General features: G+C 45.8%; 35 protein-coding genes. 29 read left to right on the top strand and 6 right to left on the bottom strand.

What is annotated here, in order from left to right; translation table 11 throughout:
• Positions 1-408: 408 nt before the first annotated feature.
• Positions 409-579, bottom strand: coding sequence for a hypothetical protein (locus C1A02_RS13570; RefSeq protein ID WP_164997210.1), 171 nt, complete (start codon positions 577-579; stop codon positions 409-411).
• 276 nt (positions 580-855) lie between these two features.
• On the opposite strand from C1A02_RS13570, the gene C1A02_RS12360 reads away from it, so the two are divergent.
• Entirely contained in the window at positions 856-1,650 is a 795-nt protein-coding gene (locus C1A02_RS12360) for a hypothetical protein (protein ID WP_101698540.1), read from the top strand.
• 163 nt (positions 1,651-1,813) lie between these two features.
• On the opposite strand, the gene C1A02_RS12355 is transcribed toward C1A02_RS12360, so the two are convergent.
• From C1A02_RS12355 to C1A02_RS12340, 4 genes are all read right to left on the bottom strand, one after another.
• Positions 1,814-2,857 carry a site-specific integrase gene (locus C1A02_RS12355; RefSeq protein ID WP_164997209.1) on the bottom strand — a complete coding sequence of 348 codons (1,044 nt, stop codon included), beginning with the start codon at positions 2,855-2,857 and terminating at the stop codon, positions 1,814-1,816.
• A 158-nt stretch (positions 2,858-3,015) separates the two neighbouring features.
• Positions 3,016-3,876 (bottom strand): zinc ribbon domain-containing protein, encoded by an 861-nt coding sequence (locus tag C1A02_RS13785; RefSeq protein ID WP_243578011.1) that lies wholly within the window; start codon positions 3,874-3,876, stop codon positions 3,016-3,018.
• A 116-nt stretch (positions 3,877-3,992) separates the two neighbouring features.
• On the bottom strand, positions 3,993-4,415 hold the full coding sequence (locus tag C1A02_RS12345) for an ImmA/IrrE family metallo-endopeptidase (RefSeq protein WP_101698538.1): 423 nt from the start codon (positions 4,413-4,415) through the stop codon (positions 3,993-3,995).
• 16 nt (positions 4,416-4,431) lie between these two features.
• Entirely contained in the window at positions 4,432-4,983 is a 552-nt protein-coding gene (locus C1A02_RS12340; protein ID WP_101698537.1) for a helix-turn-helix domain-containing protein, read from the bottom strand.
• A 159-nt stretch (positions 4,984-5,142) separates the two neighbouring features.
• On the opposite strand from C1A02_RS12340, the gene C1A02_RS12335 reads away from it, so the two are divergent.
• Complete coding sequence (locus C1A02_RS12335; RefSeq protein WP_101698536.1) at positions 5,143-5,370, top strand: helix-turn-helix transcriptional regulator; 228 nt, start codon at positions 5,143-5,145, stop codon at positions 5,368-5,370.
• A gap of 24 nt (positions 5,371-5,394) precedes the next feature.
• Positions 5,395-6,201 (top strand): BRO-N domain-containing protein, encoded by an 807-nt coding sequence (locus C1A02_RS12330; RefSeq protein ID WP_101698535.1) that lies wholly within the window; start codon positions 5,395-5,397, stop codon positions 6,199-6,201.
• A gap of 301 nt (positions 6,202-6,502) precedes the next feature.
• Here the strand turns inward: C1A02_RS12330 and C1A02_RS12320 are convergent, their stop codons facing one another.
• Entirely contained in the window at positions 6,503-6,889 is a 387-nt protein-coding gene (locus tag C1A02_RS12320; protein ID WP_101698533.1) for a DUF2513 domain-containing protein, read from the bottom strand.
• Between the two features lie 69 nt (positions 6,890-6,958).
• Between C1A02_RS12320 and C1A02_RS12315 the strand changes: the two genes are divergently transcribed.
• The 26 genes from C1A02_RS12315 (at position 6,959) to C1A02_RS12195 (ending at position 24,296) form a co-directional block, all read left to right on the top strand.
• Positions 6,959-7,147 carry a hypothetical protein gene (locus C1A02_RS12315; protein ID WP_101698532.1) on the top strand — a complete coding sequence of 63 codons (189 nt, stop codon included), beginning with the start codon at positions 6,959-6,961 and terminating at the stop codon, positions 7,145-7,147.
• 112 nt (positions 7,148-7,259) lie between these two features.
• Positions 7,260-7,520 carry a hypothetical protein gene (locus tag C1A02_RS12310; protein WP_101698531.1) on the top strand — a complete coding sequence of 87 codons (261 nt, stop codon included), beginning with the start codon at positions 7,260-7,262 and terminating at the stop codon, positions 7,518-7,520.
• Between the two features lie 241 nt (positions 7,521-7,761).
• Positions 7,762-8,271, top strand: coding sequence for a hypothetical protein (locus tag C1A02_RS12305; RefSeq protein WP_101698530.1), 510 nt, complete (start codon positions 7,762-7,764; stop codon positions 8,269-8,271).
• Between the two features lie 14 nt (positions 8,272-8,285).
• Positions 8,286-8,471 (top strand): hypothetical protein, encoded by a 186-nt coding sequence (locus tag C1A02_RS12300; RefSeq protein WP_101698529.1) that lies wholly within the window; start codon positions 8,286-8,288, stop codon positions 8,469-8,471.
• A gap of 40 nt (positions 8,472-8,511) precedes the next feature.
• Positions 8,512-8,853, top strand: a complete 342-nt coding sequence (locus C1A02_RS12295; protein ID WP_101698528.1) for a sporulation initiation factor Spo0A C-terminal domain-containing protein — start codon at positions 8,512-8,514, stop codon at positions 8,851-8,853.
• A complete protein-coding gene (locus C1A02_RS12290) occupies positions 8,850-9,083 on the top strand; it encodes a hypothetical protein (protein ID WP_101698527.1) in 234 nt (77 codons plus the stop codon). Before C1A02_RS12295 ends, C1A02_RS12290 begins: the two co-directional genes overlap by 4 nt.
• Positions 9,070-10,506, top strand: a complete 1,437-nt coding sequence (locus C1A02_RS12285) for an ATP-binding protein (protein ID WP_101698526.1) — start codon at positions 9,070-9,072, stop codon at positions 10,504-10,506. Before C1A02_RS12290 ends, C1A02_RS12285 begins: the two co-directional genes overlap by 14 nt.
• Positions 10,503-10,988, top strand: a complete 486-nt coding sequence (locus C1A02_RS12280; RefSeq protein WP_101698525.1) for a hypothetical protein — start codon at positions 10,503-10,505, stop codon at positions 10,986-10,988. Before C1A02_RS12285 ends, C1A02_RS12280 begins: the two co-directional genes overlap by 4 nt.
• A 46-nt stretch (positions 10,989-11,034) precedes the next feature.
• Positions 11,035-11,766 carry a hypothetical protein gene (locus tag C1A02_RS12275; RefSeq protein WP_101698524.1) on the top strand — a complete coding sequence of 244 codons (732 nt, stop codon included), beginning with the start codon at positions 11,035-11,037 and terminating at the stop codon, positions 11,764-11,766.
• Positions 11,767-11,818: 52 nt separating this feature from the next.
• Positions 11,819-12,397, top strand: coding sequence for a hypothetical protein (locus C1A02_RS12270; RefSeq protein WP_101698523.1), 579 nt, complete (start codon positions 11,819-11,821; stop codon positions 12,395-12,397).
• Entirely contained in the window at positions 12,394-13,242 is an 849-nt protein-coding gene (locus tag C1A02_RS12265; RefSeq protein ID WP_243578010.1) for a PD-(D/E)XK nuclease-like domain-containing protein, read from the top strand. The genes C1A02_RS12270 and C1A02_RS12265 overlap by 4 nt, the downstream gene beginning before the upstream one ends.
• Complete coding sequence (locus C1A02_RS12260; protein WP_101698522.1) at positions 13,243-13,509, top strand: hypothetical protein; 267 nt, start codon at positions 13,243-13,245, stop codon at positions 13,507-13,509.
• A 463-nt stretch (positions 13,510-13,972) separates the two neighbouring features.
• Positions 13,973-14,428 carry a hypothetical protein gene (locus C1A02_RS12255; RefSeq protein ID WP_101698521.1) on the top strand — a complete coding sequence of 152 codons (456 nt, stop codon included), beginning with the start codon at positions 13,973-13,975 and terminating at the stop codon, positions 14,426-14,428.
• Positions 14,428-14,754, top strand: a complete 327-nt coding sequence (locus C1A02_RS12250; protein ID WP_101698520.1) for a hypothetical protein — start codon at positions 14,428-14,430, stop codon at positions 14,752-14,754. The genes C1A02_RS12255 and C1A02_RS12250 overlap by 1 nt, the downstream gene beginning before the upstream one ends.
• On the top strand, positions 14,751-15,173 hold the full coding sequence (locus tag C1A02_RS12245) for a single-stranded DNA-binding protein (RefSeq protein WP_101698519.1): 423 nt from the start codon (positions 14,751-14,753) through the stop codon (positions 15,171-15,173). The genes C1A02_RS12250 and C1A02_RS12245 overlap by 4 nt, the downstream gene beginning before the upstream one ends.
• 45 nt (positions 15,174-15,218) lie before the next feature.
• Positions 15,219-15,683, top strand: a complete 465-nt coding sequence (locus C1A02_RS12240; protein WP_164997208.1) for a CHC2 zinc finger domain-containing protein — start codon at positions 15,219-15,221, stop codon at positions 15,681-15,683.
• Positions 15,605-17,596 (top strand): DUF927 domain-containing protein, encoded by a 1,992-nt coding sequence (locus tag C1A02_RS12235; RefSeq protein ID WP_101698517.1) that lies wholly within the window; start codon positions 15,605-15,607, stop codon positions 17,594-17,596. Before C1A02_RS12240 ends, C1A02_RS12235 begins: the two co-directional genes overlap by 79 nt.
• A 295-nt stretch (positions 17,597-17,891) precedes the next feature.
• Entirely contained in the window at positions 17,892-19,412 is a 1,521-nt protein-coding gene (locus C1A02_RS12230) for a DEAD/DEAH box helicase (RefSeq protein WP_164997207.1), read from the top strand.
• Positions 19,409-19,567: a hypothetical protein gene (locus C1A02_RS13565; RefSeq protein WP_164997206.1), complete on the top strand. Its 159-nt coding sequence runs from the start codon at positions 19,409-19,411 to the stop codon at positions 19,565-19,567. The genes C1A02_RS12230 and C1A02_RS13565 overlap by 4 nt, the downstream gene beginning before the upstream one ends.
• A gap of 5 nt (positions 19,568-19,572) precedes the next feature.
• On the top strand, positions 19,573-19,962 hold the full coding sequence (locus C1A02_RS12225) for a VRR-NUC domain-containing protein (RefSeq protein WP_101698612.1): 390 nt from the start codon (positions 19,573-19,575) through the stop codon (positions 19,960-19,962).
• The gene (locus C1A02_RS12220) at positions 19,959-20,315 is read left to right on the top strand and encodes a hypothetical protein (protein WP_101698515.1); all 357 of its coding nucleotides are present in this window, start codon (positions 19,959-19,961) and stop codon (positions 20,313-20,315) included. Before C1A02_RS12225 ends, C1A02_RS12220 begins: the two co-directional genes overlap by 4 nt.
• Positions 20,312-20,551 (top strand): hypothetical protein, encoded by a 240-nt coding sequence (locus tag C1A02_RS12215; RefSeq protein WP_101698514.1) that lies wholly within the window; start codon positions 20,312-20,314, stop codon positions 20,549-20,551. Before C1A02_RS12220 ends, C1A02_RS12215 begins: the two co-directional genes overlap by 4 nt.
• A gap of 5 nt (positions 20,552-20,556) precedes the next feature.
• Complete coding sequence (locus C1A02_RS12210) at positions 20,557-21,018, top strand: hypothetical protein (RefSeq protein ID WP_101698513.1); 462 nt, start codon at positions 20,557-20,559, stop codon at positions 21,016-21,018.
• A gap of 780 nt (positions 21,019-21,798) precedes the next feature.
• Positions 21,799-22,707 (top strand): terminase small subunit, encoded by a 909-nt coding sequence (locus C1A02_RS12205; protein WP_129588171.1) that lies wholly within the window; start codon positions 21,799-21,801, stop codon positions 22,705-22,707.
• Positions 22,658-24,028: a PBSX family phage terminase large subunit gene (locus tag C1A02_RS12200; RefSeq protein ID WP_243578009.1), complete on the top strand. Its 1,371-nt coding sequence runs from the start codon at positions 22,658-22,660 to the stop codon at positions 24,026-24,028. Before C1A02_RS12205 ends, C1A02_RS12200 begins: the two co-directional genes overlap by 50 nt.
• A complete protein-coding gene (locus C1A02_RS12195) occupies positions 24,015-24,296 on the top strand; it encodes a hypothetical protein (protein WP_101698510.1) in 282 nt (93 codons plus the stop codon). Before C1A02_RS12200 ends, C1A02_RS12195 begins: the two co-directional genes overlap by 14 nt.
• The last annotated feature ends 12 nt before the right edge of the window (positions 24,297-24,308 follow it).

The raw sequence follows: 24,308 nt of genomic DNA, 5'->3' as shown, positions 1-24,308 counted from the left end.
CAGCGATTTACCTTTCGATACTGATGAGTGCAAAAAATCCATACCAATAGGAGGTGTTCCCAATGGCAAAAACCAAAAAACAGGGAACAACCATTCCTAAACACGAGTTAGAAGCCCTTTGTTGATTTTTTTGGAGGCGAACAGGAGCAAGCAGAATTCAAGGCGTGGCAGAAGCAACAAAAAGAAAAAGCAGCAGAAAATCAAGGTTAATTTGTCCGTCAAATAGCAAACGAGGGATACCTGTAACAGGCTATCCCTCGTTTTATGTTAGCTCAATAAAAACACAAACCCGAACGCTTCACCAATAAAGTGAATGTTCGGGTTATGTGCGTTTGGTCCGAGTGGAATTATGGGACTTGGGAAAAAACGGCTATATCAATGGTTTACAGACTTTCAAATGAGTAGTTTTCACGTTTCTTGCTCTCCATCTTCTTTAAGAGCATATTTATGGGCATAAGCATTATTATCTTCATATAGTTTCGCTAATTCTTTAATATTTGATTTAGCATTAGGATTTGAAAGCAAAGACATAGCAATCGGTCTAAGGTCATGTAAATACCATTTTGGTTTCTCTGCCAAGTCAACGTAACGTTATTTATAAAATTCAACAATTTACTTAAGGCATAATCATAAGCATCCGTATCCAGTATCTTACAAATATTGCTCAAACTTGCGCGCAGATCAATATTGCCAATCCACTTTTCTGCAATAAATTTGATTTGACAGCATAAAACGAATAAGTGGACTATTCAGATAAAAGCACAATAAAATTGCACAAAACCGCTAGAGTATATGAATGAATTTTGGTTTTTGATCAGCTTCGGAAAATATAAGCATTCTAATGGGGGGGACATTATGGCTTTATATGTGGAACGCATTGCGACGGGAGTAGTTGCTTCCAATGACAATGTGTTGTTTGACAATATTGCACTGAGCGATAGCAACATTTCATATGACGATGCAACCGGATTGGTAACATTCCATTCTTCTGGGAAATATTTAATAAACTGGTGGACAACGACACAATCATCCGTTTCCACTACGGGGGCGCATTTTGCATTAAAAATTGACGGAGGCGAGCCGAAAATTGGCGCGTCGCCCATCAAAACAGGCGAGGTGGTCGGCTGCTCGATTGTTACCGCAGACGAAGCAAGCACCTTGTCGCTTGTCAATGACGCATCCGACTTTTACCTCTCTGCCATTGTGCCTGTTAAAGCTGCCATGACGATCGTGGAAATTAATGAGTCGGCCATTGCAACGGGCGGACAGGTGATGCTTACGCAGATGAGTGGGGGCAGCCTGCCGCCCGCACTCGCCGTTCCGTTTGACTTTCTCAGAATAACCAGCGGAGGCGTTAGCTTCGACGCGATACAGTATGGGTTCGTTATTAACGAACCGGGTCTGTACAGCGCAAACTGGTGGATTGGGGTCACGGGCGTAACCGTAGGCGTCGACATAAGTTTTGATTTGAATACAGGGAACTATCAATTCAGGGGAGAGTCGCCTAATACGACAGGACAGATAGTTGGAAACGCGCTTTTTGAAGCGCAACCGGGTGATATTATAACATTGCACAATACTTCTTCGGGTGCAGTTACCGTTATGAATGCTGTTTATCAGGCGAGCATGGTATTAACCAAGGTGTGCTAGCCGGTTAGGCGGGTTCTTTCAATTGTTTATCCTTGGCACTGCCGCATAAATCCATACCATAGCAAAAGACCGTCGACATAAATCGACGGTCTTTTCTTTGGTGCGGATGACAGGACTTGAACCTATCCTAAATACCTTAAAAATCCATATAATAAGCCACTCTTTATTTTTCGTGTTGCATTTCATGTTGCATAAACGCCGCCGTTCTCTTTCTTAACAGCTCTTGAAACTCACTCATTGCAGAAGGAAAAGTATGCTGGTACACCTTATTTAGCATATCTAATGACGAGTGTCCCATAATCTCTGCGATATATTTCTGAGGTATGCCCAATAATAGTGCTTTAGAGGCAAAGTAATGCCTCAACGCATAAAATCTAAAATGCGCTATGTTCTCCTTTTTTAAGAAATCTGTCCAAACATCACTTATTTGGCTGGCAGACATACTGCACACTCGCCCGTCTTCTGTGGCTCTCTCTTTAAGCAGCGCGATAAGTGCTTCTGGAGCAGGGATACTTCTATACCCTGAAAAAGTTTTGGGCGGTTTTAAAGTCGTCCCTTTCTCCCCTCTTACCCTCGCCTGTGTAATTTCTATATTTGTTTCAGAAACGCAATTAATATTCAGCGCACTGATTTCGCTAGGTCGCAAACCACATTGGGAGGATAACAAAAAGGGAATTTCTATTGGTAGCTCTTTTATTTTATCTCTAATGTTTTCTATCACAGTATCGCTTGGTATGTAAAAATTGGATTTAATCTTTTGAGGTAAGCTTGTATGAAAATTGGTTTCTGGTACGAACATCTTCATAGCAGCAACCAACAGTCCATGAGCATTTCTTACTGTTTTGGGAGCATGTTTCGCAGCGTCCGAGTTGACCGCAAGCTGGACCTGCTCTTGAGTCAATAATTGTATTTTCACACTCATTATATCTTGCAGAAAAAGTTTTCTCTCTAATTTATACTCTCGTACTGTGGACGGAGATAATACATTTTCTTTGCTGCTAATATAACGATTGATTGCCTCCCCCACCGTTATATCAATTGTGCTTTGGCCGCTGTTGTTCGACAATACGTATTCTGCGGCCTGAAACTCCGCTTCTTTTCGAGTGGAGGCCGTAAACGACTTATACTTTCGTTTGCCATCCTTGTCTTTTCCGATGTATGCCAATGCCCTCCAACTGCCACTGGGCAGTTTTTTAGCCTTTGCCACGTAAAATCCTCCTAAAAAGGGCATAAAAATGCCCGGGATATTGATTATTCCGGGCTGATTTGGTACAATATTATTGCGTTTATCGTACTGTCAGCCCTTGGTTGATGGTGGCCGCGCTATCCTGCGCCAACAGGGTAGCGCGGCTTTTTTTATTTAAATTAAGGTTTCCACTGATGCCCACAGTTAAGGCAGGTGATTATTACTTTTTTAGCACCGGCGTTACCCGCCGTCAAACCAATTAGACCGGCTGCGCCAGCGGTAAATATCCCTGCACCCGCGCCTACGACAGCTTTACCAATTCCAAAACCTTTCTTGTTGGCGCTCAAAGAGGTTGACGCACATTTCGGGCAGCAAGCTATACCGTTAGTTTTGTTCTCCTTGATACGCTCTTTTTTTGATAGCTGTTTGGGTTTTATTGGCGGCGGTGTCATTTCGCGTTGTCTATTCAATTCGCGGCTTTCTTCACTTATTTTCTGCCAAAATGATTTTTCTGGCTGTTTCAGCTCGGTTACAGGAAAAGCATAATCTTTTCCGCACAATCTTTGAACTTCATCATAAACGACTTGGAGCGTGGGAATATACGCAATAACTTTTTTGGGATTAAAGCCTACATCTTCTTCTGAAATATTAAACTTATAATTCTTTGGGTTGTAAAAATCCGCAATCCGGCTATCTGTATAACTGAATCGGGCAACTATGTCGTTCTCCGGTTTCTTTTCGTTTAATTTGCAGAAAACCAATTCATTTACACAAACAAATATAAAATAGTTATCAACATTAGAAAAATATTTCCCGGCATGCAATACAATATCTTCCGAGTCGGTCACTGCCTCGCGGGACAAGGCTAAATTTACAATCTTTTCATCTTTTTTATAATACTTTTCAGCTCCAAGTTTAGTCGAAGTATCGACTGCCCTAAACTGATTCGGCAGTTGGGGTTCCGCTTGAATAACCGGTGCACCGCACTCGGAACAAAATTTTCCGCTCTGAATTTCAGTACCACAATTTGAACAAATCATCCTATCCCTCCTGATTGACATATTATTCCAACATGTTACAATATCTTTGGAGAGTTTCTGTGTCGGGAATTATCCGCCTTACCCCCATCACTATTCGCAGTAGTGGTGGGGCTTTTTTATGCTAATTTCAACTGTCTAGCAGAAAAGTAATAGAGTAATGCTTTTTCAATAAAGGTTTCCGGCACATCAAAATATTCAGCTAATTGCCATCCCTCTGTATACCCATCATTAACAGCTTCATTGATAGCCGAAAACGGTATGTATTGCTCAATCGCCCACTTATCTGCTTTATACTCATGCTTTTCAATCAAATCCAAAGGACTGCTGACTTTTTGAGTGCAGCCAGTAGCACAATGCCCAAGTTCATGTGCAAGCATCGCTTTATACTTCGGTACACTTTCAAAGCAAGACAAATCTAAAAAAATACCATACTTACCATTCAATTCTATTGTAGCAGCATCCGCAAAACCTATGTCTTGGGTAAATATTGTAATACCCTGCGCCTCTATATCATTGTAAATAGCCGAAAGTTCGACCATGCCTTGTCCTCCGAAATCATTCGTTCTTTTTGTGCTCTATGTGCTCTTGGCTCAATTTAAACAATTTAGCCATCTCCAGCAATTTCTGTTTGTTTTCTTCCGTCAAATCTTGTGATTCGGCATGTAGTGCATACGTAAAATCATCGAAAGTAATTTCAGGCTCGTCCTTGTAAGTAAATGAATCTTTTATTTTTGCTTTTATTCTCTGGGTCAAAGAATCTTGTTTCGCATCTTCTACCATAGCAGTATAAGCTTTATGAACAGCTTTCAGATCTCCGTTATGCGCTTCTAATAAATGTTCCATTATTGCAATTGGAATCTCGGCAAGATATCCGTCTGGGTCGCCCTCGTAATCGTACGGATCATCACTCCAGCCAGTTAAATAATTCATGTCCACATTAAAATAGTCAGCAAATGCTTCTAATGTCTCAAAATCAGGCTCTCTAGCCCCGATTTCATACATACTAATAGAACTCTTACTCATGCCCAACTCTTGCGCTAGCTCGGCTTGAGTAAGCCCTTTATTCTTTCGTAATTGTTTTAGTGTATTTGAAAAATCTGTAGCCACACGAGCACCTCCACTGTCTTTATGAGATTAGAATATCACAATACGTGATATTTGTAAAGAAAAAGTTCACGATATGTGTTGACATTGTGTGGTTTTACTGATAACATAAAGAAAACCACGTTTCGTGATTTTTCCCTAGATAGAAAAGGAGGACACCTAATGCCTGATTTAGAAGTCGTTGCGCAACGGTTGAGAAAGCTGCGCGGGGATAAAAGCAGAGAAGAAGTGGCGAGTGCAGTCAACATAAGCCTATCTGCGCTTGCAATGTATGAAACCGGTGCACGGATGCCTAGAGATGAAATCAAAGTTGCCTTGGCAAAATATTATTCATCTTCTGTAGAAGCAATTTTTTTTAATCTAAAGTCCACGAATCGTGACTTTATTTAATTCAACGAAGAAAGGAGATTGGCTATGAAAAATCTACAATTAGTGAAATCTGAAAACTTTGGTTCCGTTGAAGCAGATATCTACAGCAATGGTAACGACATGTTTATGACCATTGACCAGTTGGCGGGGTGCTTGGAGTACACAAGCCGAGACGCAATTGAAAAGATGCTCACAAGAAATTCTTATCTCAAAACCCCGGAATTTTCAGTTACCGACAAATTGTCGGCTACTGACGGAAAGCAATATAACACCCGCGTTTTCACCGAGGACGGCATTTACGAAGTAACTATGCTATCCAATCAGCCAAAAGCCAAAGAATTCCGCGCATGGATTCGCAAAATTCTAAAAGGTTTACGCAAAGGAGATTTGAAACTTGTCCCGGCAAAACGCACTCTTAGTGCAACCAACACGGCGGCAAAGATTATCGGACAAACTCTAGAAAAAGCTGGTATGCCTCCGCAGTATGTGGCTGTTGCAATCAAAAGCCTTTACGCACCCGTAGGTGTGGAAATCCCTCTGGATGGCATCAAAACGGACAAGCAGTTATTTGACTGCACAGCGATTGCGGACGAGCTCGGGCTGGTATCAAAGACAGGCAAGCCGCACAATCAGGCAGTAGCTGCGATCATAACGCAGCTATCAATTGACGTCGATGAAAAGACGCTTGTTCCTTTCCAAAGCCAATCCAGCGGGCATTCAGGGCCGACATGGCAGTACACGCAGAGTGTTGTTGATAAGGTGTGCGCTTGGATTTCCTGCCACAAGTATCCAAGCGAAATTGTTTACAAAGGCAAGTCCTATAAAGTTTATTACAACAAGAATGCTGCTTAGAAAGAAAGTGATAAAGATGTTCAAGCACGAGCCGCCCTGGTGGTTATCTCTATGTTTTTCAATACCATCTATCGTTATTTCTTTGATTGCAATATTAGGGAAATAACTGAAAGGAAGTGAAAAGACGAAGTGGTGTTTTTGTTTTGGCTTTCTGTGGCATTACTGGTGCTTTCTTTGTTCAAGTGGTTTCACAATTATGTGTTGTTTCTGACCATGGTGTATTACATCGAAAAAAGCGGATACACTCAACCGTCAAAAAAAGAAACAGAAGAGTGTGCCCACTTTGTAGTAAAGCGCCTAATTAAAGATTTAGTCCAAAATGAGCCTTGATGAGGGACAAAACCACGGAAGAGGAAATTTGAGAAAGAGCCGACAGTGAATTGGTTCCTATTTTCGAAGCCACGTTTTTAACGCCATCCCAAATTTCATCTTTTCTAATATTTTCGAGAAATTGGTGACCGTTGTAAGAGATGCTCGAAATATAGATAGCTAGGTTTCCGTCCGAATAAGTTTTGATATCTGCGTTAATCAAATTTCCTTCCTCAAGCTTCTCACATGCATATTCAATTTCATCAAGGTTGTACCCCGAAACATTTTCGACAATTTCTTCTGGAGTAATTATTTCTCTGTAAGGTGCGTTTTCGATATACAGCAATATATCTCTAACGCAGTCTGGATTTAATCTCATTTATCTCACCTCCTCTGATCACTATCTTACCGCGGGGAGGAAAATTTTACAAGAAAGGGGTGATTCATCGTGCCGATCAAGTTGACCGTTCACAAAACACCAGATTTAAGCGCTGGATTAAGTGGGCATATCCGCATTAGTCCCGAAGCAGAAGTCATGATTCGCCAGCTAATGCGCGAAACTGGACTATCTGCCCGCAGTATCGTTTCTCAGATTGTCATTCAATCCGCTGAACAAATAGAGATTTGCGAGATTTAACCGTTCAGCAACTTAACACCAGTATACCTTCCCCTCTCCCCTGTTTCAATCCCTCGAAAAAGCTCAGTACCAAAATTGGGACTGTAAATCAATAAGAAAGGAGTTTCTGCAAATGCCCAAATTACGCACATCGCCCACTATACGCTCTGACCGTGAAATCACAGGCCGTATCAAATATGGTATGTCAATCAACGGTTACAGCAATAATGACATGGCGCTTTCCGCACACGTTTCCCGTTCTACGTGGTTCGACCGCCTTAAAAATCCAGAGGGATTTACGTTAGCGGAGCTGCGGCGTATCAGCCAAAAGCTTCGAATGCCGTTGGAAGTTATTCTCGGAGCAGCACCAATTGAGCAACAGAAAATCTCGTGACCGCCACCTGCACCCGCTGCGGGCGGGTCTGGATCATCAGCATTAGGACAAGGCCCCGCCGGTTATGTCTGCCCGGACTGTGATTTACGGCAGCGGTACATAGCGGCGGGAGTGATAAGGCCGGCGGAAGCTGGCGGAGAGGAAGTGAACCACTATCAACCAGGATAAGATAATCCTCGACCTTTGCGGCGGGACAGGCTCGTGGAGTAAGCCGTATCGTGATGCCGGTTATGACGTCAGATTGATTACCCTACCCGATTACAATGTGCTTACATACGAACCGCCCAAAAATGTTTACGGCATACTGGCTGCACCGCCGTGTACGGAGTTTTCGATTGCAAAAGGCAACAAACCTCGTGATTTTGAAAGCGCAGTGCCGGTTATGGCAGCTTGCTTGCGGATTGTCTGGCAATGTCGAATCGCTGGAACACTCAAGTTTTGGGCGCTAGAAAACCCAGTGGGATTTATGCGGCAGTTTCTCGGTATCCCGAAATATCAATTTGAACATTGGGAGTTTGGCGACCCACAAATCAAGCGAACTGACCTTTGGGGCTATTTCCGGGAGCCGCGAAAGACCGTACACGCTAAACCGGAGGGGCTAACAAAAAAGTACGGCAGCCGCATCAACGGTCGGGGATGGTCAAAACCAACATGCCCCCCAGAATACGCACACCTTGGACTTGACAGAGCTGCCATTCGCGCCATAACCCCGCCCGGATTCGCACAGGCATTTTTCAAAGCGAATCAATGAAAGGAGGTCCCACCATGTACGACTACTTAATTTTCGGTTTAGCTATGCTATTTGTTTTGCTGGCGATATCTCAAGCCCGGCTTATTAACAGAGTGCATCAGCTGGAACGCAAAACCCGCAATACCTTTGAAGCGACACAAGACGCCCTGAACAAAGGAAAAACCGCCCCCGACGGCAATCGGGAAGCGGCGCACAAGTAAATATCTTAACTGCATTATAGCAGATTGGAGGCAAAAGTCAATGAACAACATTGCTCTAAAGCTGCAGAGCATCGGTATTCCAGCGCACGTGCTGGGATACGAGTACTTAAAATCGGCGCTATCTATTTGCTTGGATAATCCCCGGGCTATTTTTAGTATGACCGCCGGCATCTACCCAGCCATAGCCGAGACGCACGGGACCACCCCTTCAAAAGTGGAACGTGGAATCCGCCACGCAATTGAGATTTGCTGGGCTCGCTGTGACAAAAACACCCTGACGAGTGTATTCGGGCCGGTTGTAGGTGCCCGAGAAAAGCGGCCCGCGAACGCTGAGTTTATTGCGGCGCTGGCGGAGCATCTGAGGATGGAGGAATCGGCATGATTGATGATATTAAGCAGGCGATTGAGAACCTGACGAAAGAGCGTGACCGAGTATTAGACGAGCAGCTCACCACCGTTGCGGTATTGCGAAGTTGCCGGTATTTGGACTTTGCCCATGTAGAACTGATTTCCCAACGATACAACGATAAGATTTCCTGCCGCAGCCAGCAGATTGCAGATTTGCAGGAAAATTTGAAAAGATTGGAGGCTCCACAAAATGCCGAAAACTAGCTTAATTAAAATCCGTACTGCTTTTGGTGTGTCTGAAACGCAGCTTTCTGATAAATCAGTCGAGTTGACCGGTCGCAAAGGCACTGGCAAATCATCTGTTTTGGATGCTATCCGGTTTGCTTTGACCAACCGTTCCGACCGAGATTATATCGTCAAGCAGGGCGCGGACGAGGCCGAAATCATCATAGAAACCGATACCGGACTAAAAATTGACCGGCGGCAGAAGGCCGGGCTTGATACGTCCAGCCTTAACCTGAAAGAAAACGGGCTGAACGTGCCCCGGCCTCAAACGTTTTTGAATGATATCATTACGCCGCTGCAGTTAAACCCGGTCGAATTTATCAGCAAACCTATTGCCGAGCAGAACCGTATCATCCTGAATCTGATCGACTACAAATGGGATATGAGCACCATTCAGGAGTGGTTCGGAGAGATCCCGAAGGGTGTTGACTGGCATCAAAACATTCTTTCTGTATTAAATCAGATACAGGCCGAGAACGGAGTGTATTATCAAACCCGGCAGCAGATTAATTCGGATAAGCTCTTTAAACGCAAAATGGCAGAGGATATCGCGGTGAGTATTCCCGACGGCTACAATGCCGAAAAATGGGAGCAGTACAACACCGGCGCGAAATATCAGGAGCTGAATAAAATCCAGCAAGAGAACAGCAAAATTCAGCGCGCCAAGATGTTCCGAGACAGCTATGACAATAAGCTACGCGGCATTCAAGCTGACCGGGATATTGCAATCAGTAGCGCAAAGGGCGCTATCAGTGCTGAGCGCGAAGGTTTGGAAAAGACCATTGAACGCCTCAAGGCTGAGATTCGCGCCGCCGAGGACAAGCTTGCCACGCTGGATTCCAAATTGCAGGACAAAGTCGCACTCGCCCGAGCTGATTTTGAAACCGCTAAGGCCAAGCTGGATGCCGATACTGGCGTCGCGAACGAGTATGCCGACCGGCAGCCAGTTGACACTACCGCCTTGCAGAGTGAAATTGATACCGCTGATGCAATGAAAAAGCACCTCAACGAGTATGCTCGCATGGTACAGACGCAGAAGGAAGTTGACGAACTGCAGGTGCAATCCGACGCACTCACCGAAAAGATCGAACTTGCTCGGAAGCTTCCAGGACAAATTCTGAAAGAAGCAAAAATCCCGGTAGAGGGGCTCACGGTTGAAAACGGTACCCCATTGGTGCGTGGTCTGCCCCTCTCAAATCTTTCGGACGGCGAAAAACTTGACTTGTGCGTTGATGTGGCTATTTCAAACCCATCCGGCCTGCAGATTATCCTGATTGATGGCACCGAACGTCTGGACGACAAATCCCGCATGGAGCTGTACGCAAAGTGCAAAGCCAAAGGGCTACAGTTTATCGCGACCCGGACAACCAATGACGACGAATTGCAGGTGACGGAGCTGTGAGCGAGAAGTTTTTCATCGTTACCGAAGAATCTCCGCATCGGCAAGAATATTTGGACTATAAGGCAAATTGTGCGGAAGTTAATGAACTGGTAAAGCGGTTTATGATTCAAAGCGGAATAGAATCCACAGAATATTGCGCTGAAAATACAGTGTTTTTGATTTGCGCTACTAAAGAAGATAAGTTGAAGTTTGGCAACCAGCTTAATGAAAACGGTTACCAGAACGGGCTGTATGCGTTTAAAAAGAATTCGACAGTAAATAAGACTTGGGTTTCTCTTTTAAAATCTAAAGGGCTGGAAGTAAAGCATAAACCGTTTGTGGCGTTTTTCTTTGATGGTCATTATGGTAAAACGCGTAGCCGAATTTTTGAGATTAAAGGAACGGTCTATCTATCTTTTGAGTCGGAATATGAAATTAAAATCCCAAAAGGGTTTCGTGAAATTCCGGGCAGTAAGTTTTACAAAGCGATAGAAAGTCAATAAGTTGGACGGCGAATAACAACATCATAATTCAAAAGGAGAAATTTGTATGCACTTAGATATTCAGGCGATTGCCGATGAAAAAATCATTTCTATGCACAAGAGTGGCCAAATCCAGAAACAGCTTGAGGACGATATTGAAAAGCTGGTTTTGAAATCCATTGATAACGCTTTAGATGGTTATAAAATCCGCAGTGCTGTTGAAGATTCCGTTTCCAAAAGCGTTTCGGATGTTCTCAACAAGATAGATTTTACAACATACAACGGGTTTATTGCCGAAAAGGTTAAAGAACTCACAGAGGGTGCTCTGCGCAACGATGTAGCACAAAAAATCCAGCAGTCGTTTAATCAAATTTTCATCAAAAAGCATGACAAAATCAAACTTTCTGAAATTTTCAAAAGGTACCGCGAATGGCTTTGCGATACCACAGAAGATGAAGAAAAATATAGTTTAGAATCATTCTTTGCGGAAATGAACGACCGCGAACCGGAGTACAGCTGGATTGATTTTACCCTTTCTAAAGAAAAACAAGAAAGGTATTCGTCTTATAAAGATGATGATTATTTCCGCTTTACGGTTCATCGCGGCTATAAAGAGCCCCGCAATATTGGCTGGATTAGTACGGTAACGTTTGGCGATACACCTTTAGACAAAGCGCTTAGAATCAATCCAAACAAATTCCAAGCGTTTATTATGAATCTCGTTTATAACAAAACGTCGGTCGAAATTGATATTGATAACGAAGATGATATTGATTGCAGTTTCGATATAGACATTTAAAAAACAGATGGCGGCGGGGTGAGCCGCCGCCAAGATTTTAAGGAGGAACACCATGCCTGAACATAAAACCCACTGGAAGAAACTCCAAAACCCGGATTATCTCGGAGCGTACGCTCTGGAGCCGGGGCAGGATTTGATTGCTACGATTAAATCCGTCGGGGAAGAAACCGTTATCGGCTCCGATGGAAAAAAGGAAGAGTGCACCGTCGTTCACTTTGCAGAGCGCGATATCAAGCCTATGGTGTTGAACGTCACGAATGCAAAAGTAATCAGCAAAATCTACAAAACCCCGTACATTGAGGACTGGCGTGGCTGCAAAATCCAAATTTTTGTGGCGCAGGTCAAAGCGTTCGGCGATGTAGTCGACGCACTCCGCATCAGGCCGTATAAACCGGACGTCAAGACCCCTGAGAAACCGGTTTGTACCGATTGTAGCAAGGAGATTCAGCCGTTCGGGAAGTATACAGCCCCAGCCATGGCTGATTATACCACGCAAAAATATGGGAAGCCACTTTGCTCTGACTGCGCTCAAAAGCGAGCCGAGCGAGAAAAGGCAGAACAGCCGGTTGACCCTTTGGCAGATGTGTCGGAGCAACCCGCCCCAGCTGAAAAGGACGGTGAAATGCTGTGATAACTTTAGCGGATTTGAATAATGCAAATAGTAACAGCCAAGTTGTTCTGCCGTATTCCCCGAACGCTTCTGTATTTTTGCTGACCTCTGAAAACTACTTTTCACCCGAAAACAAACTCAAATATATGGGCGCGTCCCAGTTCAAGTCCTTTCTGGCCTGCCCCGCTGCGGCTATGGCAGAAATTCGCGGCGAATACCGGCAAGAAGAAACCACAGCGCTGCTAGTCGGCTCCTACGTTGATGCTTATTTTGAGGGTACGCTGAGTTTATTTAAAGCGCAGCACCCGGCATTATTTAAAAAGGACGGCGGGCTGAAATCTGAATATGTACAAGCGGAACAGATTATACAGCGCATCGAACGCGATGAAATGATGATGCGCTACATGGCCGGACAAAAGCAGGTTATCATGACCGGAGAAATTGCGGGTGTACCATTTAAAATCAAGATTGATAGTTTCCACCCCGGCAAGGCGATTGTCGATCAGAAAATCATGAAAGATTTTGAAACAATCTGGAATCCTGCTGAGGGCCACCGCGTCCCGTATTGGCTTAACTGGGGTTATGACTATCAGGGCGCAATTTATCGTGAGATCGTCCGGCAGAATACAGGCGACACGCTGCCGTTTATGATTGCGGCCGCCACCAAGCAAAAAACGACTCGCTTAGAAATTGGCCAGATTGCCCCGGAACGGCTGGATTATTGCCTTGACATCGTAAAGCACGAAGCACCTCGATTTGCTGCTATCAAGCGTGGAGAGATTGAGCCAGAGCGCTGCGAACAGTGCGACTATTGCGCGGAAACGGCTGTGTTGAGTGAGGTTGTTGAGTATCGGGAGGTGGGTTGATTGATTACACTGCCCATCAAAAAGAAATGGTATGACATGATTGAAAGCGGTGAAAAATGCGAGGAATACCGGGCACTATCCCCACATTACAAAAGCGTTTTCCAAAAGTGGATTGGTATTCCTATAAAGGTCAGATTCCGCAACGGCTACCGAGCCGACAGCCCAACACTGGAAAGGACAGTTGTTCCCCGCGTCGGACGTGGGCGGCCTGAGTGGGGAGCCGAGCCCGGAAAAGGATATTTTGTTCTTGCAATTGTAGGTAAATAAAAAATGTGCTCTAAGGCTATGACACCTCAGAGCACGGGATTATTGCTTAGGCTTGGTATGTACATGGAAACCGACAATCTTAAAGAAATTCAAATCGACAATCGTTTCGGAATTGCATTTTTTTAACACTAAGTTAATAGTAAAAAAACAAAAACCCAGTATCAACGCAATTACAAAAAATCCCCAAACACCGCACCTCGAAATAGTGAAAAAAGCAATTTCAATCGTAATTAAAATCACCCCCTTATTGATATTTAACCGTTAACATTGGTAAGATGCCGGCCCAAGTGGGCGGAACTATAGGTAATAACACCTAAAGGACGGAATATCATATAAGGCTATTTCTTGGCACATTATACCACTTCCACTTTAACATATCTATATTTTTAAAAATTTCTACAATAAAAGTAGATAAAACATGCAAAAGTATAAATCGCAATGAAATTAGATTGGAGTGAAAACGATGGATGAATTAAAACCGTGCCCGTTTTGTGAATTTGAATCAGAAATTGAAACGCCAGACAGAAAATTTTGCTTGTCATTATTTACAGCAAAAGGAAGCGACTACGTAGGGATAGCTTATGACAAAAAAACCGGGAAATTTTATCTACATGCGGAATCCGGAATTTATGATTACATGGAAGATTGTGAAATTACCACCTGCCCTGTGTGTGGCAAGGCTCTGAACCGCCGCCCTGCCCCGGAAAACAAGCCGCTGACGCTCGCCCGGCTCCGGCAGATGGACGGGGAGCCGGTTTGGGTAGTGTTTGATGACGATAGTGCAATGTGGGCGTTATTGGACGTTAAGTATAAAGATTTAAAATTAACAGGCAATTGGGGAGAGCAGATTGTACTTGGCGAACATAGGGCTCATATTAAAGCAATTTACGCCCGCAAGCCAGAACAGGAGGAAAAGTGATGAAAGCTCATATAAAAAAGGGAAAATCAATTTCGATTCATGGCGGAATGAAATATCGATGCGAATCATGTGGAAAAGCATGGTTTATGAGCCTTGAAATTGGTGTTGAAGATTTTGGAAAGCACGGCAGACCGCATCAGCCGGCACCATTTATAATCAAATGCGATTGCGGTGGTCTTGCTCAAGACATCAGCGGTTATCTACCTTTCCCTACTGTTAGGCCGTTGCTTCCGGGGCTGCGATATTTTGCGTATGACAGCAGTGGCCGTGATGACGCTTGTGGACAACCGCATACTTATCAGCCGGAACAGGAGGCTACCATATGAACAGTATTCACATAAAAGGTCGCCTCACCCGTGACCCTGAAACCAGACATACCGATTCAGGCAAATCCGTTACGAATTTCTCCGTTGCTGTAAATCGCAGATTTAACCGGGATAAGGCAGATTTTTTCAACGTGACCGCATGGGAAAAGACTGGAGAATTTGTTGAGAAATATTTTCGCAAGGGTAGCGAAATCATTGTCGAGGGTGAAATGCAGAGCCGGGAATATACCGACCGGGACGGAAACAAGCGCATTGCCTGGGAACTGATCACGTCGAACGTGGAGTTCTGCGGCAGCAAATCAGATAGCGCTGAAAATGCCGGGCGCAGCTACCAACCTGCTACTGGCCCAGTCCCTGATATTAACCCCAGCCCGGGGGATTTTGAGGAGATTCCCACGGATGACGATTTGCCTTTCTAAGCCATGTACGGTGACATTTTTTCACAAATCAAGGAGGCCCTCCCTATGCAGGCTGTCGCGGAACGGTACGGCTTCGAGGTTTCCCGCGGCGTGATGCTCTGCCCGTTTCACGCCGACCGCAAGCCATCGCTCAAAGTTTATCCTGACACCCGAGGGTGGCACTGCTTTGTGTGTGATGAGGGTGGATCAGTGATTGACTTTGTGGCCAAGCTATTCCATCTCAACGTCCGGCAGGCCGCAATCCGGCTGGACAATGATTTCCGACTTGGCTTGTCCACGGAAAAACCGGATCGACGTGAGGTTGACCGGTGGATGCAAGAGCGTCGGAAAGCACAAGCCTCACTCAGCGCCTACCGCGCCGAGTATGGCACAAAGTGTCATGAAGCGTATGCAATCCGTACTGCGCCCAAACCACCGCCCGAGAGCCCGCTATGGGGCGAATACGCAGCATTGCTGGGGCGGCTGGATTATTTGGACAATTACTGGTTTTGCGAAAATCATTGGAGGTGAACGAAATCAAACCAGACAACAAAGCATTACCTCCACCTAAATATGCCCAAGAAGAGTATTTTGACAGTGTCACGCCTTATGAAGATGTCTACTCTTATCATGAGAATCCGTTTCAAATGGAGCGCCAGCTGACTGTGATGTCGTTAGAGGCGCGCCGAGTAGGTGTGCTTAATTTCAAAAAGTTGTTTAACGAGTATGTAAAAAGTCTAAAGCGCAGCTCATCTGAAATCTACGTTGAAAACAGCACGAACTTTCAGGGCCAACCGATCGAGCTGGACGCTGGAGAATGGCAGGCCGACGACCTTGGAATATCTAAAAGCAATGGGCCGTTTGGAGAAGAAATCGCCTGCTGTCACCCGATTATGCCGGTGGAACGGCTCGTCAATATTGATACCGGCGCCGAAAAGCTCAAGATTGCTTATTCCAAGGGTAAGCGGTGGCGGGAGCTCATCGCAGACAAAAAGACCCTTGCCAGCAATAACAGTATTCTAGCCCTTGCAGATCAAGGTGTCGCCGTGACAAGCGAAAACGCCCGGGCGCTTGTTCGATATATTTCAGACATCGAAAACCTTAACTATGACAAAATACCAGAAAAAAAAAGCGTCTCCCGTCTAGGATACATTGATAGCGAGGGTTTTTCTCCTTACGTTGATGGCTTGATATTTGATGGTGATGCAAATTTCCGGGCTACCTTTGAAAGTATCAAAAGTGCTGGTAGCTTTAAATCATGGCTTGCTGTGGCGCAACAAATACGGCAAGGCAACGTTATGGCCCGCATTGTTTTGGCTGCGTCTTTTGCGTCTGTGTTGGTTGCACCGGTTGGGGCCCTTCCGTTCTTTGTCCACCTGTGGGGTGGCGAGTCAGGCACTGGTAAAACCGTTGCGCTTATGTTGGCTGCGTCTGTTTGGGGTAACCCTGAAATGGGCCGGTACATACAGACTTTCAATAGCACTGTGGTCGGCCGCGAAAAGTTGGCGTCATTTTTGAATCACCTTCCACTAATGGTAGATGAGTTACAGCTCGCCCGAGATGCACGTGGGAAATTGACGTTTGACGTCTACTCGCTTGCTGAAGGTGTAGGCCGCACTAGGGGTACAAAAACGGGCGGCGTAGAACGAACGCCCACTTGGGCTAATACCATTCTCACGACTGGGGAAACACCCATAACGAGTGCAGGGGCTGGTGCTGGCGCCGTAAACCGCGTTATAGAGATAGAATGTAAATCCGCACACAAAATCATTGAGGATGGCCATACGGTAAGTAGCATTGTTAAAAAGAATTACGGTCATGCAGGCCGGGAATTCGTTTTAAAGTTGTATGAGAGCGACGCTAACACCGAGCTTGCTGCACAGCTATACAAGGAATTTTTTAAGAAGTTCACCGAGAACGATACCACCGAAAAGCAAGCCATGGCAGCGGCGGTAATTATCACAGCTGACTGGTTGGCGACTCAATGGCTCTTCAAGGATGACCACGCTTTATCTGTAGATGATTTATCTAAATTCCTTGCTTCTCGCTCAGCTGTTTCTGCCGGCAGCAGAGGCTATCAGTATATGTGCGACTGGGTAGCGCAGAACAGCAATAAGTTTAGTATCGATGCCAAGCAGGGAGATGTTTACGGCGTGATTGAGGATGAGGTTGAGGGTGTAGTTAAGACAGGCAGGGATATAGCTTACATTATCAATTCCACGTTTCGACGTGCGACAGAAGAGGCTGGTTTTTCCTCGACAGCTCTATTAAGCTTCCTGCGCGAAAACGATCTGATCCTGACTAGAGGCCGCAACAACACACGAGGAAAACGCATAAACGGTGTAAACGTCGAGTGTGTCGCGCTGAAAATGCCGCTGATTGACGGGGCACGGGACGCTGTAACGGCTGCTGACGACTTGCCGTTTGATGCTGATCCACTTTGATTGTGTGGGACACGTCCCACACAGCAACAGCCCGCAAGCCCGCATGAATACTAGGGTGTGGGACTGTGGGACAAGTGGGGCACAAAAACACATCCCTTATATAGACAGTGTGTATACCCTGAATTATAGAGGTTAAGTATATGTTTCTTGCGCGTAAGAGAAAATGTGCAAATCTGTCCCACAGTCCCACAACACCACGCAAACCCGCATGAATACTGAATTATTTTGTGGGACAGCCTGTCCCACAGCGTCCCACAAGACAATAAAAAGTCCCACAAAAGGAGGTTATAAATCCTTGAAAGAAATAAAACTACGTGATTATCAGTACGAATGCACTGAAATCATCAACAACATAGACCCCGGCGCTTATCTTATTCAGATGGCAACGGGCCTCGGTAAGACCGTTACATTTGCAAATATCCAACGGAAAGGCAAGATGCTGATCCTCTCCCACCGCGAAGAGTTGGTGCGGCAGCCACTGAAATACTTTGATTGCCTGACTGGTGTTGAAATGGCCGGAGAACATGCCCACCCAATGGATGAAGTTGTTTCTGCATCGGTTCAAACCATGACGCACCGGCTGGAACGGTTCGCACCGGATGAATTCGACATCATTGTGTGCGACGAGGCTCACCACAGCGCGGCAAGGACGTATCGCAGGATATTTGATTACTTCACCCCACGACTGCTCCTTGGCTTCACTGCCACACCAAACCGTTCGGATAATGCCAAACTGAATGATGTGTACAGCGACATTATATTTCAGCGTGATTTAAAATGGGGCATCAAAAATGGATACCTTTCTGACATCTACTGCCGGCGGATCAATATCGGATATGATCTTCGAGGCGTGCGTTCTCGTGGCGGTGATTATGCACCGGGCGAGTTGGAAAAGGCGATGGACGGTACCGCTGATGCAATAGCTGAAACGTACCGCACTATGGCAACCGGTGCAACGCTGATATTTGCTGTTTCAGTTCAACATGCGAATGATATCGCTGCAAAGATACCGGGCGCCGTGGTCGTTACCGGAGAGACCAAAGACCGGGCAAGTATTATTCAGGCATTCACCGATGGAAAGATTCCTTGCATTGTGAACTGCATGGTGTTTACCGAGGGAACTGATATTCCTCGTGTCGAAACGGTCATTGTTGCGCGGCCCACACAATCCGACAGCCTTTATACGCAGATGGTCGGGCGTGGCCTGCGGCTATATCCGGGAAAAGAACGCCTGAACTTAATCGACTGCGTGGGTGTATCTGGTAAGGCTTCTCTCTGCACCGCGCCGTCGCTGCTTGGTATCGATCTCAAGGACGTGCCGGAACGCCGCCTATCTGAAATGGATGGATTACTCTTTGAACTGCCTGACAAGGTGGAGCGAGCTGCGGATTGCCCGGAAAGCTGGATTAAGAACATTCAAATCGTAGACCTCTGGGCACAAGAACAGAAATATAATACCCACGGCGTAAACTTCTTTCGGATGCCGGATGGCTCCATGGTGTGTAGCCTGATGAACCGCGAAAAGATTGTTATCCCCTGCCAGGACGAGCTGGGGCGTGTCCTTTTCAACGGCCGGTTAATGCCGATGCAGAGCGCGCTGGACTTTGCTTACATTAAGCTGACCACAAATTACAAGGATCAGGAGTATATCTGGAATCTTGAAAAAGCGAAGTGCTGGGGTAAAGCTCCTGCTAGTGAATCTCAGCTAAAGCTAATACAGCGTCGGTGCAAAGGATTTGACCCGGCGGGACTGACAAAATTGCAGGCCAGTCAGATATTGAATCGTGTTATGAGCGGAGGGAGGCGGTCGGCATGAGTAAAGAGCGCATCCATATTGCAAAGCCCGACGACCGTGAATCCGTAATCGTTATCCTTGCCCGAAACGGTTACACCGTTCGGCAGGGGCGTGAGAAGAACCGCGAGACGGGCAAAGCGGTTGCTTTCGTGGAGTACTGGAGGGATGAACTGTGAAACAGATGATTAAATTATATGCTCACCCCGCGAATGAGCATCAGCACCAGGTCAATGTGATTCGCTGGTCCTTAGCTCATCGTGCCGAATACCCTGATCTAAAATTGCTGCATGCCGTACCGAACGGCGGCAGGCGTGATCCAATTGAGGCAAAGCACCTGCAAGATGAGGGCTTGAAACCCGGCGTGCCAGACCTCGATCTCCCTGTTCCCCGTGGAAGGTATCATGGCCTACGGATTGAAATGAAGGACGACACGGGCCGTACTTCTCCCGAACAAGACTGGTGGCTTGGAGAACTCCGGGAGCAAGGTTATTTCTGCGAGGTATGTCATGGGTGGGAATCGGCTGTCCGCGTTTTGGAGTGGTATCTCCGCCTTGGGGAATTTAAGTCATGAGCGCGACTGGATTGACCCCCGAGCAAATTGAGCGCACCGCGATGCACAACGACTCTTTTCCTGCCGGCCTTACTCAGCCAGAACAGCTCTTATTTTTATCATTCCGGTGCCTGTACGTCAAGTACCGTGCCGGAACGATTACCCGGGATCAGGCGCAGTCTGAAAAACGTGAGATTCTTCGGGCGTTTGAGGACACACAAAAAATGCGTGAGATTTATCAGGACACCTGCCGGGTTCGGGTTGAGTTGGGCGGTTATTCAAAAGAGGTTGAATCCGGTGATTGTGAGAGGTGCAAAAAGATTATGGGAGTTTTGGACGGCAGAATAAAAATAAGCAAGGAGGAGCTTGCATGAAAGCCCGTATCCCGCCCCGAAATCAAATGTCAAACCAGTCCTTAAAGGCTGTTGACCAATATATCCAAGAGGAAAGCCACAGCCTAACCCGCCGTTTATTTAAGCTGGTTGTTGTCGCCCTGAATGAGCTGTACGGGTTCGGTGCAAAACGGAATCTTGAACTTTCACAGCACGTCGGAAATCTCATCATAGAACATCAGGACTATGAAAAAATGGAGCAAAGCAAAAGGAGGTAGCCGGATTGACCAAAAAACAACTATCCCAACTGCGAGATTTGAAGCGCGAAATTCAGCTGCTGAAAGAACAAAGCGCTGAAATCCGCAACCGTATGCGAGGCATGAAAACCCCGAATTGCATAGAGGCGTCTGCCCCATATCCTCCATACCAGAAACATAACGTCACGATTTACGGTGTGGCACCCTCCGAAACGGATGCTTATCAAGAGGATAATCTCCGTTTGCAGAAAAAAAGGTTGGCAATTGCTGAGCGTGAGCGCCGATGCCAAACCGAGTTAGACAAAATCGAGCGTTTTATTTCCGGGATTGAGGACAGTAAGATTCGGCAGATTATTACTCTGTACTATATACAGGGATTGAGTTGGCAGCAGGTGGCCTTTAAGATTGGGCACCACGACGAACAGTATGCAAGAAGAAAAATTGATAGATTTTTAAAATGTACGAAATGTACTGATTATCCGATGTAAAATAGTATTGTGGAAAAATATACTAATTCCACGTCGACGAATTTCTGTAGTGTCCCGATGGTAAAACACCTTGGGATATATACACAACAAAGAGCGCACGAGCTCCTAGTTGTTTCCTCCCTCTTTTTAATCGCCCGGTTTCTTCCTTCACCGGGCGTGATATGCGGTGTCTCTTTGCGATAAGCTAATGCGCCTTAGAGCGGAAGCGGAAGTAAAATTCGTAAGAGTGAGTTTTAAAAAGACGTTGAAAATATGAATGTGACAACGGAGCACTAAGGGCAAGGTTGGTGAAGTTCAGAAAAAGCAACGGGATATTAAGGCGATAAAGTGGGGTTCAACTCCTCACCACTGCACCACAAGTTCGGGGGCAATGTGAACACTGTGGTAGACTCCCCCAGTTCCACAGGTCAAGCTGGCACGACTTCGAGTGTTCGCACAGGTGTTTTGTTGAACAAGCAGCCAGTAAAGAATAAACACTGACAGCCCGGAAAGACGGGCATACATACCAACCGTAACCCTAATAAGAGTTGCAACGGTTCAAGAGCCGGGGTTGGTCCCAAGGTCTTACGACCTCCACAATTAAGGGCTATTCGCCCGATACAAAAAGCACCCGGTTTTATACTGGGCGCTTTTTTCATACCTAAAAAGGAGTGGTAACGATGCTATGTAAAGATTGTTGGTTTAATGATTTTAAGCGTAATGATAATTTTCTTTGCATCTTGCCACGGTGCATATATCAAATAGAGCGAGGTGAGGACAGGTGTGTCGAGAGCAGAATTAATGGAACAAGCAAAAACCCTTTATCAAGAGGGCAAAACACCGTCTGAGATAGCCGAGCTATTAGGAGTATCCCCCGGTACGGTACGCAGTTGGAAAAGCCGTGGGGGCTGGGGTGATAACGCTGCAACGCAACGCAACGTTGCAAAAGAGCGTTGCAACGCAACACTTGCAGATATTAAAGCCACAAAGGCCGTTGAAGATAACAACGAACTCACTGATGCGCAAAAGGCGTTCTGCTTGTTTTACTCCAAAACGTTTAATGCAACGATGTCGTATAAAAAAGCGTATGGGTGTAGCTATGAATCAGCATTGTCAAATGGAACAAGATTGCTAGGTAATGATAGAGTTCGCAACGAAATCACCCGGCTTAAAGAAATTCGCTCCTCTACCCTACTCGCTTCTGTTGACGATGTTGTGGAAAAGTACATGCACGTTGCTTTCGCTGACATTACAGATTTTTTGGAGTTTGGCCGGGCTTGGGTCCCTGTTATGGGGCCGTTCGGGCCTATCCAAGTACCCATTGAGGGCAGCGACGCAAAGGTCACGCTGACCAAAGAAATCAACGAGGTACGCTTTAAGGAGTCTACCGAGATTGACGGTACCTTGCTGTCCGAGGTTAAGCAAGGTAAGGACGGGGCCAGCGTCAAATTAGCTGACCGTATGAAAGCGCTGGATTGGTTGGGCAAATACTTTGAGGCTCACCCAGCTGACCGTCACCGCCGTGAATATGACCAACGTAAGTTGGAAATCGACCTACTGAAAGCACAATCCTCTATAAAGGACACCGGCGAACAGACCATACCGGATGATGGGTTTAAATCTGCAATGGATAGTCAAGCTGAATCAATATGGGTAGACGGTGATAATTCAAACCCCGATTGGAGGGCGCCGGATGTGGACGAAGATTGACGAGGGTATTGCAAAGCTGAAAAAATCTTTGTCTGATAACGTTGTCAAACTACGGCAGCAGGTAAGTCAAGGTTTTTTTCAATTCAAGCCGTTTTCGATAAAGCAAAAGATGGTACTTACTTGGTGGTGCCCCAGCAGCCCTGTAAAGGATTCAGAGGGTATCATAGCCGATGGTTCCATCCGTTCCGGTAAAACGGTCTGCATGTCCTTGTCGTTTGTTATGTGGGCTACGGAAACCTTTGACGGTCAAAACTTTGCTATCGCTGGTAAGACAATAGGCAGCTTACGCCGAAACGTTATGTTTTGGCTTAAACTGATGCTAAAATCGCGAGGATATAAGGTGCAAGACCGTCGGTCTGAAAACCTTATGGTTGTCCGCAGGGGCAATATAATCAACTATTTTTACCAGTTTGGCGGTAAGGACGAGAGGTCGCAGGATTTAATACAGGGTATCACTTTGGCAGGAGTCCTATTCGACGAAGTTGCCCTAATGCCAGAATCGTTTGTAAACCAAGCGACGGCGCGTTGCTCTGTGACCGGCTCAAAGTTTTGGTTTAACTGCAATCCGCAAGGCCCGCAACATTGGTTTTATACCAATTGGATTAAAAGGTGCAGGACCCGCAAAATTTTGTACCTGCATTTTACCATGGAAGATAACCTATCGCTATCAGAGGAAATCAAAGAGCGTTACCGCAGGCAGTATGTCGGGGTGTTTTATAAACGGTTTATACTGGGTTTGTGGTGTTTGGCCGAGGGACTTGTCTACCCCATGTTTGACCGTGACAGGCACGTCGTACCGGAATTTCTTGGTACTGGCCGCTATTGGATATCCATTGACTATGGAATACAAAACCCTTTCTCTGCTGGGCTGTGGTGCTTGCGTGACGGGGTGGCAACGCGTGTAGCCGAGTATTACCACGATGGCCGCAAAACAAAGCAGCAACGCACTGACGAGGAACATTATGCAGAGGTTGAAAAGCTGGCCGGTGAAAACTACATAGAGCGTGTAGTCGTCGACCCCTCTGCCAGCAGCTTCATTGAAACAGTTTATCGTCATGGCCGTTTTTCAGTCGACAAAGCAAGAAATGACGTTGTTCCCGGTATCGCGGCGGTGTCCACTTTGCTTTTAGCTGGTAAGATTCAAATATGCGAGTGTTGCGAGGATTGCATCCGAGAGTTTGGGGCGTACTCTTGGGACCCTAAAAACCACGAGGACGCAGTCATAAAAGAATATGACCACGCAATGGACGATGTGCGCTACTTCGTAAACACAATTTTGCGAAACGAACTCAGATGGGAGCAATGGAATGGACGGGAATAAAAAGACAGTTATTTTAAGCGTGAACAAACAAAACGAATATCTGCCTTTCTTAACCGAAACAATCGATGCTCTTGGTGAGGAAAAGGTAAAAGGTTTGGCGGTTGTTGCTATTCTCGAAGACCGGGAAGTATTTACGGGGTATTGGAACATGGACCTACAAGATAAAGCGACCGCTGAAACGCATATCCGGTATGACTGCATTGACCAAATGATTCTCAATAACAAAGACCGGTATTTTACAGATTCAGAAGCCGAGGACGAAGACTAAGGATGTGATACC

The organism is Clostridium minihomine, assembly GCF_900240385.1.
Taxonomy (GTDB): domain Bacteria; phylum Bacillota; class Clostridia; order Oscillospirales; family Acutalibacteraceae; genus Faecalispora; species Faecalispora minihomine.
Note: the sequence above shows the minus strand (reverse complement) of the source record. Positions and strands in the feature narration are given on the sequence as shown.

Bases quoted from the DNA above. Each gene is read 5' to 3' on its own strand.
- C1A02_RS12270 (WP_101698523.1), top strand. From the start codon at position 11,819: ATGCCTGAACATAAAACCCACTGGAAGAAACTCCAAAACCCGGATTAT.
- C1A02_RS12310 (WP_101698531.1), top strand. From the start codon at position 7,260: ATGCCCAAATTACGCACATCGCCCACTATACGCTCTGACCGTGAAATC.
- C1A02_RS12220 (WP_101698515.1), top strand. From the start codon at position 19,959: ATGAGCGCGACTGGATTGACCCCCGAGCAAATTGAGCGCACCGCGATG.
- C1A02_RS12295 (WP_101698528.1), top strand. From the start codon at position 8,512: ATGAACAACATTGCTCTAAAGCTGCAGAGCATCGGTATTCCAGCGCAC.
- C1A02_RS12335 (WP_101698536.1), top strand. From the start codon at position 5,143: ATGCCTGATTTAGAAGTCGTTGCGCAACGGTTGAGAAAGCTGCGCGGG.
- C1A02_RS12330 (WP_101698535.1), top strand. From the start codon at position 5,395: ATGAAAAATCTACAATTAGTGAAATCTGAAAACTTTGGTTCCGTTGAA.
- C1A02_RS12205 (WP_129588171.1), top strand. From the start codon at position 21,799: ATGGAACAAGCAAAAACCCTTTATCAAGAGGGCAAAACACCGTCTGAG.
- C1A02_RS12250 (WP_101698520.1), top strand. From the start codon at position 14,428: ATGAAAGCTCATATAAAAAAGGGAAAATCAATTTCGATTCATGGCGGA.
- C1A02_RS12245 (WP_101698519.1), top strand. From the start codon at position 14,751: ATGAACAGTATTCACATAAAAGGTCGCCTCACCCGTGACCCTGAAACC.
- C1A02_RS12240 (WP_164997208.1), top strand. From the start codon at position 15,219: ATGCAGGCTGTCGCGGAACGGTACGGCTTCGAGGTTTCCCGCGGCGTG.
- C1A02_RS12320 (WP_101698533.1), bottom strand. From the start codon at position 6,889: ATGAGATTAAATCCAGACTGCGTTAGAGATATATTGCTGTATATCGAA.
- C1A02_RS13785 (WP_243578011.1), bottom strand. From the start codon at position 3,876: ATGATTTGTTCAAATTGTGGTACTGAAATTCAGAGCGGAAAATTTTGT.
- C1A02_RS13565 (WP_164997206.1), top strand. From the start codon at position 19,409: ATGAGTAAAGAGCGCATCCATATTGCAAAGCCCGACGACCGTGAATCC.
- C1A02_RS12215 (WP_101698514.1), top strand. From the start codon at position 20,312: ATGAAAGCCCGTATCCCGCCCCGAAATCAAATGTCAAACCAGTCCTTA.
- C1A02_RS12275 (WP_101698524.1), top strand. From the start codon at position 11,035: ATGCACTTAGATATTCAGGCGATTGCCGATGAAAAAATCATTTCTATG.
- C1A02_RS12300 (WP_101698529.1), top strand. From the start codon at position 8,286: ATGTACGACTACTTAATTTTCGGTTTAGCTATGCTATTTGTTTTGCTG.
- C1A02_RS12345 (WP_101698538.1), bottom strand. From the start codon at position 4,415: ATGGTCGAACTTTCGGCTATTTACAATGATATAGAGGCGCAGGGTATT.
- C1A02_RS12195 (WP_101698510.1), top strand. From the start codon at position 24,015: ATGGACGGGAATAAAAAGACAGTTATTTTAAGCGTGAACAAACAAAAC.
- C1A02_RS12360 (WP_101698540.1), top strand. From the start codon at position 856: ATGGCTTTATATGTGGAACGCATTGCGACGGGAGTAGTTGCTTCCAAT.
- C1A02_RS12285 (WP_101698526.1), top strand. From the start codon at position 9,070: ATGCCGAAAACTAGCTTAATTAAAATCCGTACTGCTTTTGGTGTGTCT.
- C1A02_RS12235 (WP_101698517.1), top strand. From the start codon at position 15,605: ATGGGGCGAATACGCAGCATTGCTGGGGCGGCTGGATTATTTGGACAA.
- C1A02_RS12255 (WP_101698521.1), top strand. From the start codon at position 13,973: ATGGATGAATTAAAACCGTGCCCGTTTTGTGAATTTGAATCAGAAATT.
- C1A02_RS12225 (WP_101698612.1), top strand. From the start codon at position 19,573: ATGATTAAATTATATGCTCACCCCGCGAATGAGCATCAGCACCAGGTC.
- C1A02_RS12290 (WP_101698527.1), top strand. From the start codon at position 8,850: ATGATTGATGATATTAAGCAGGCGATTGAGAACCTGACGAAAGAGCGT.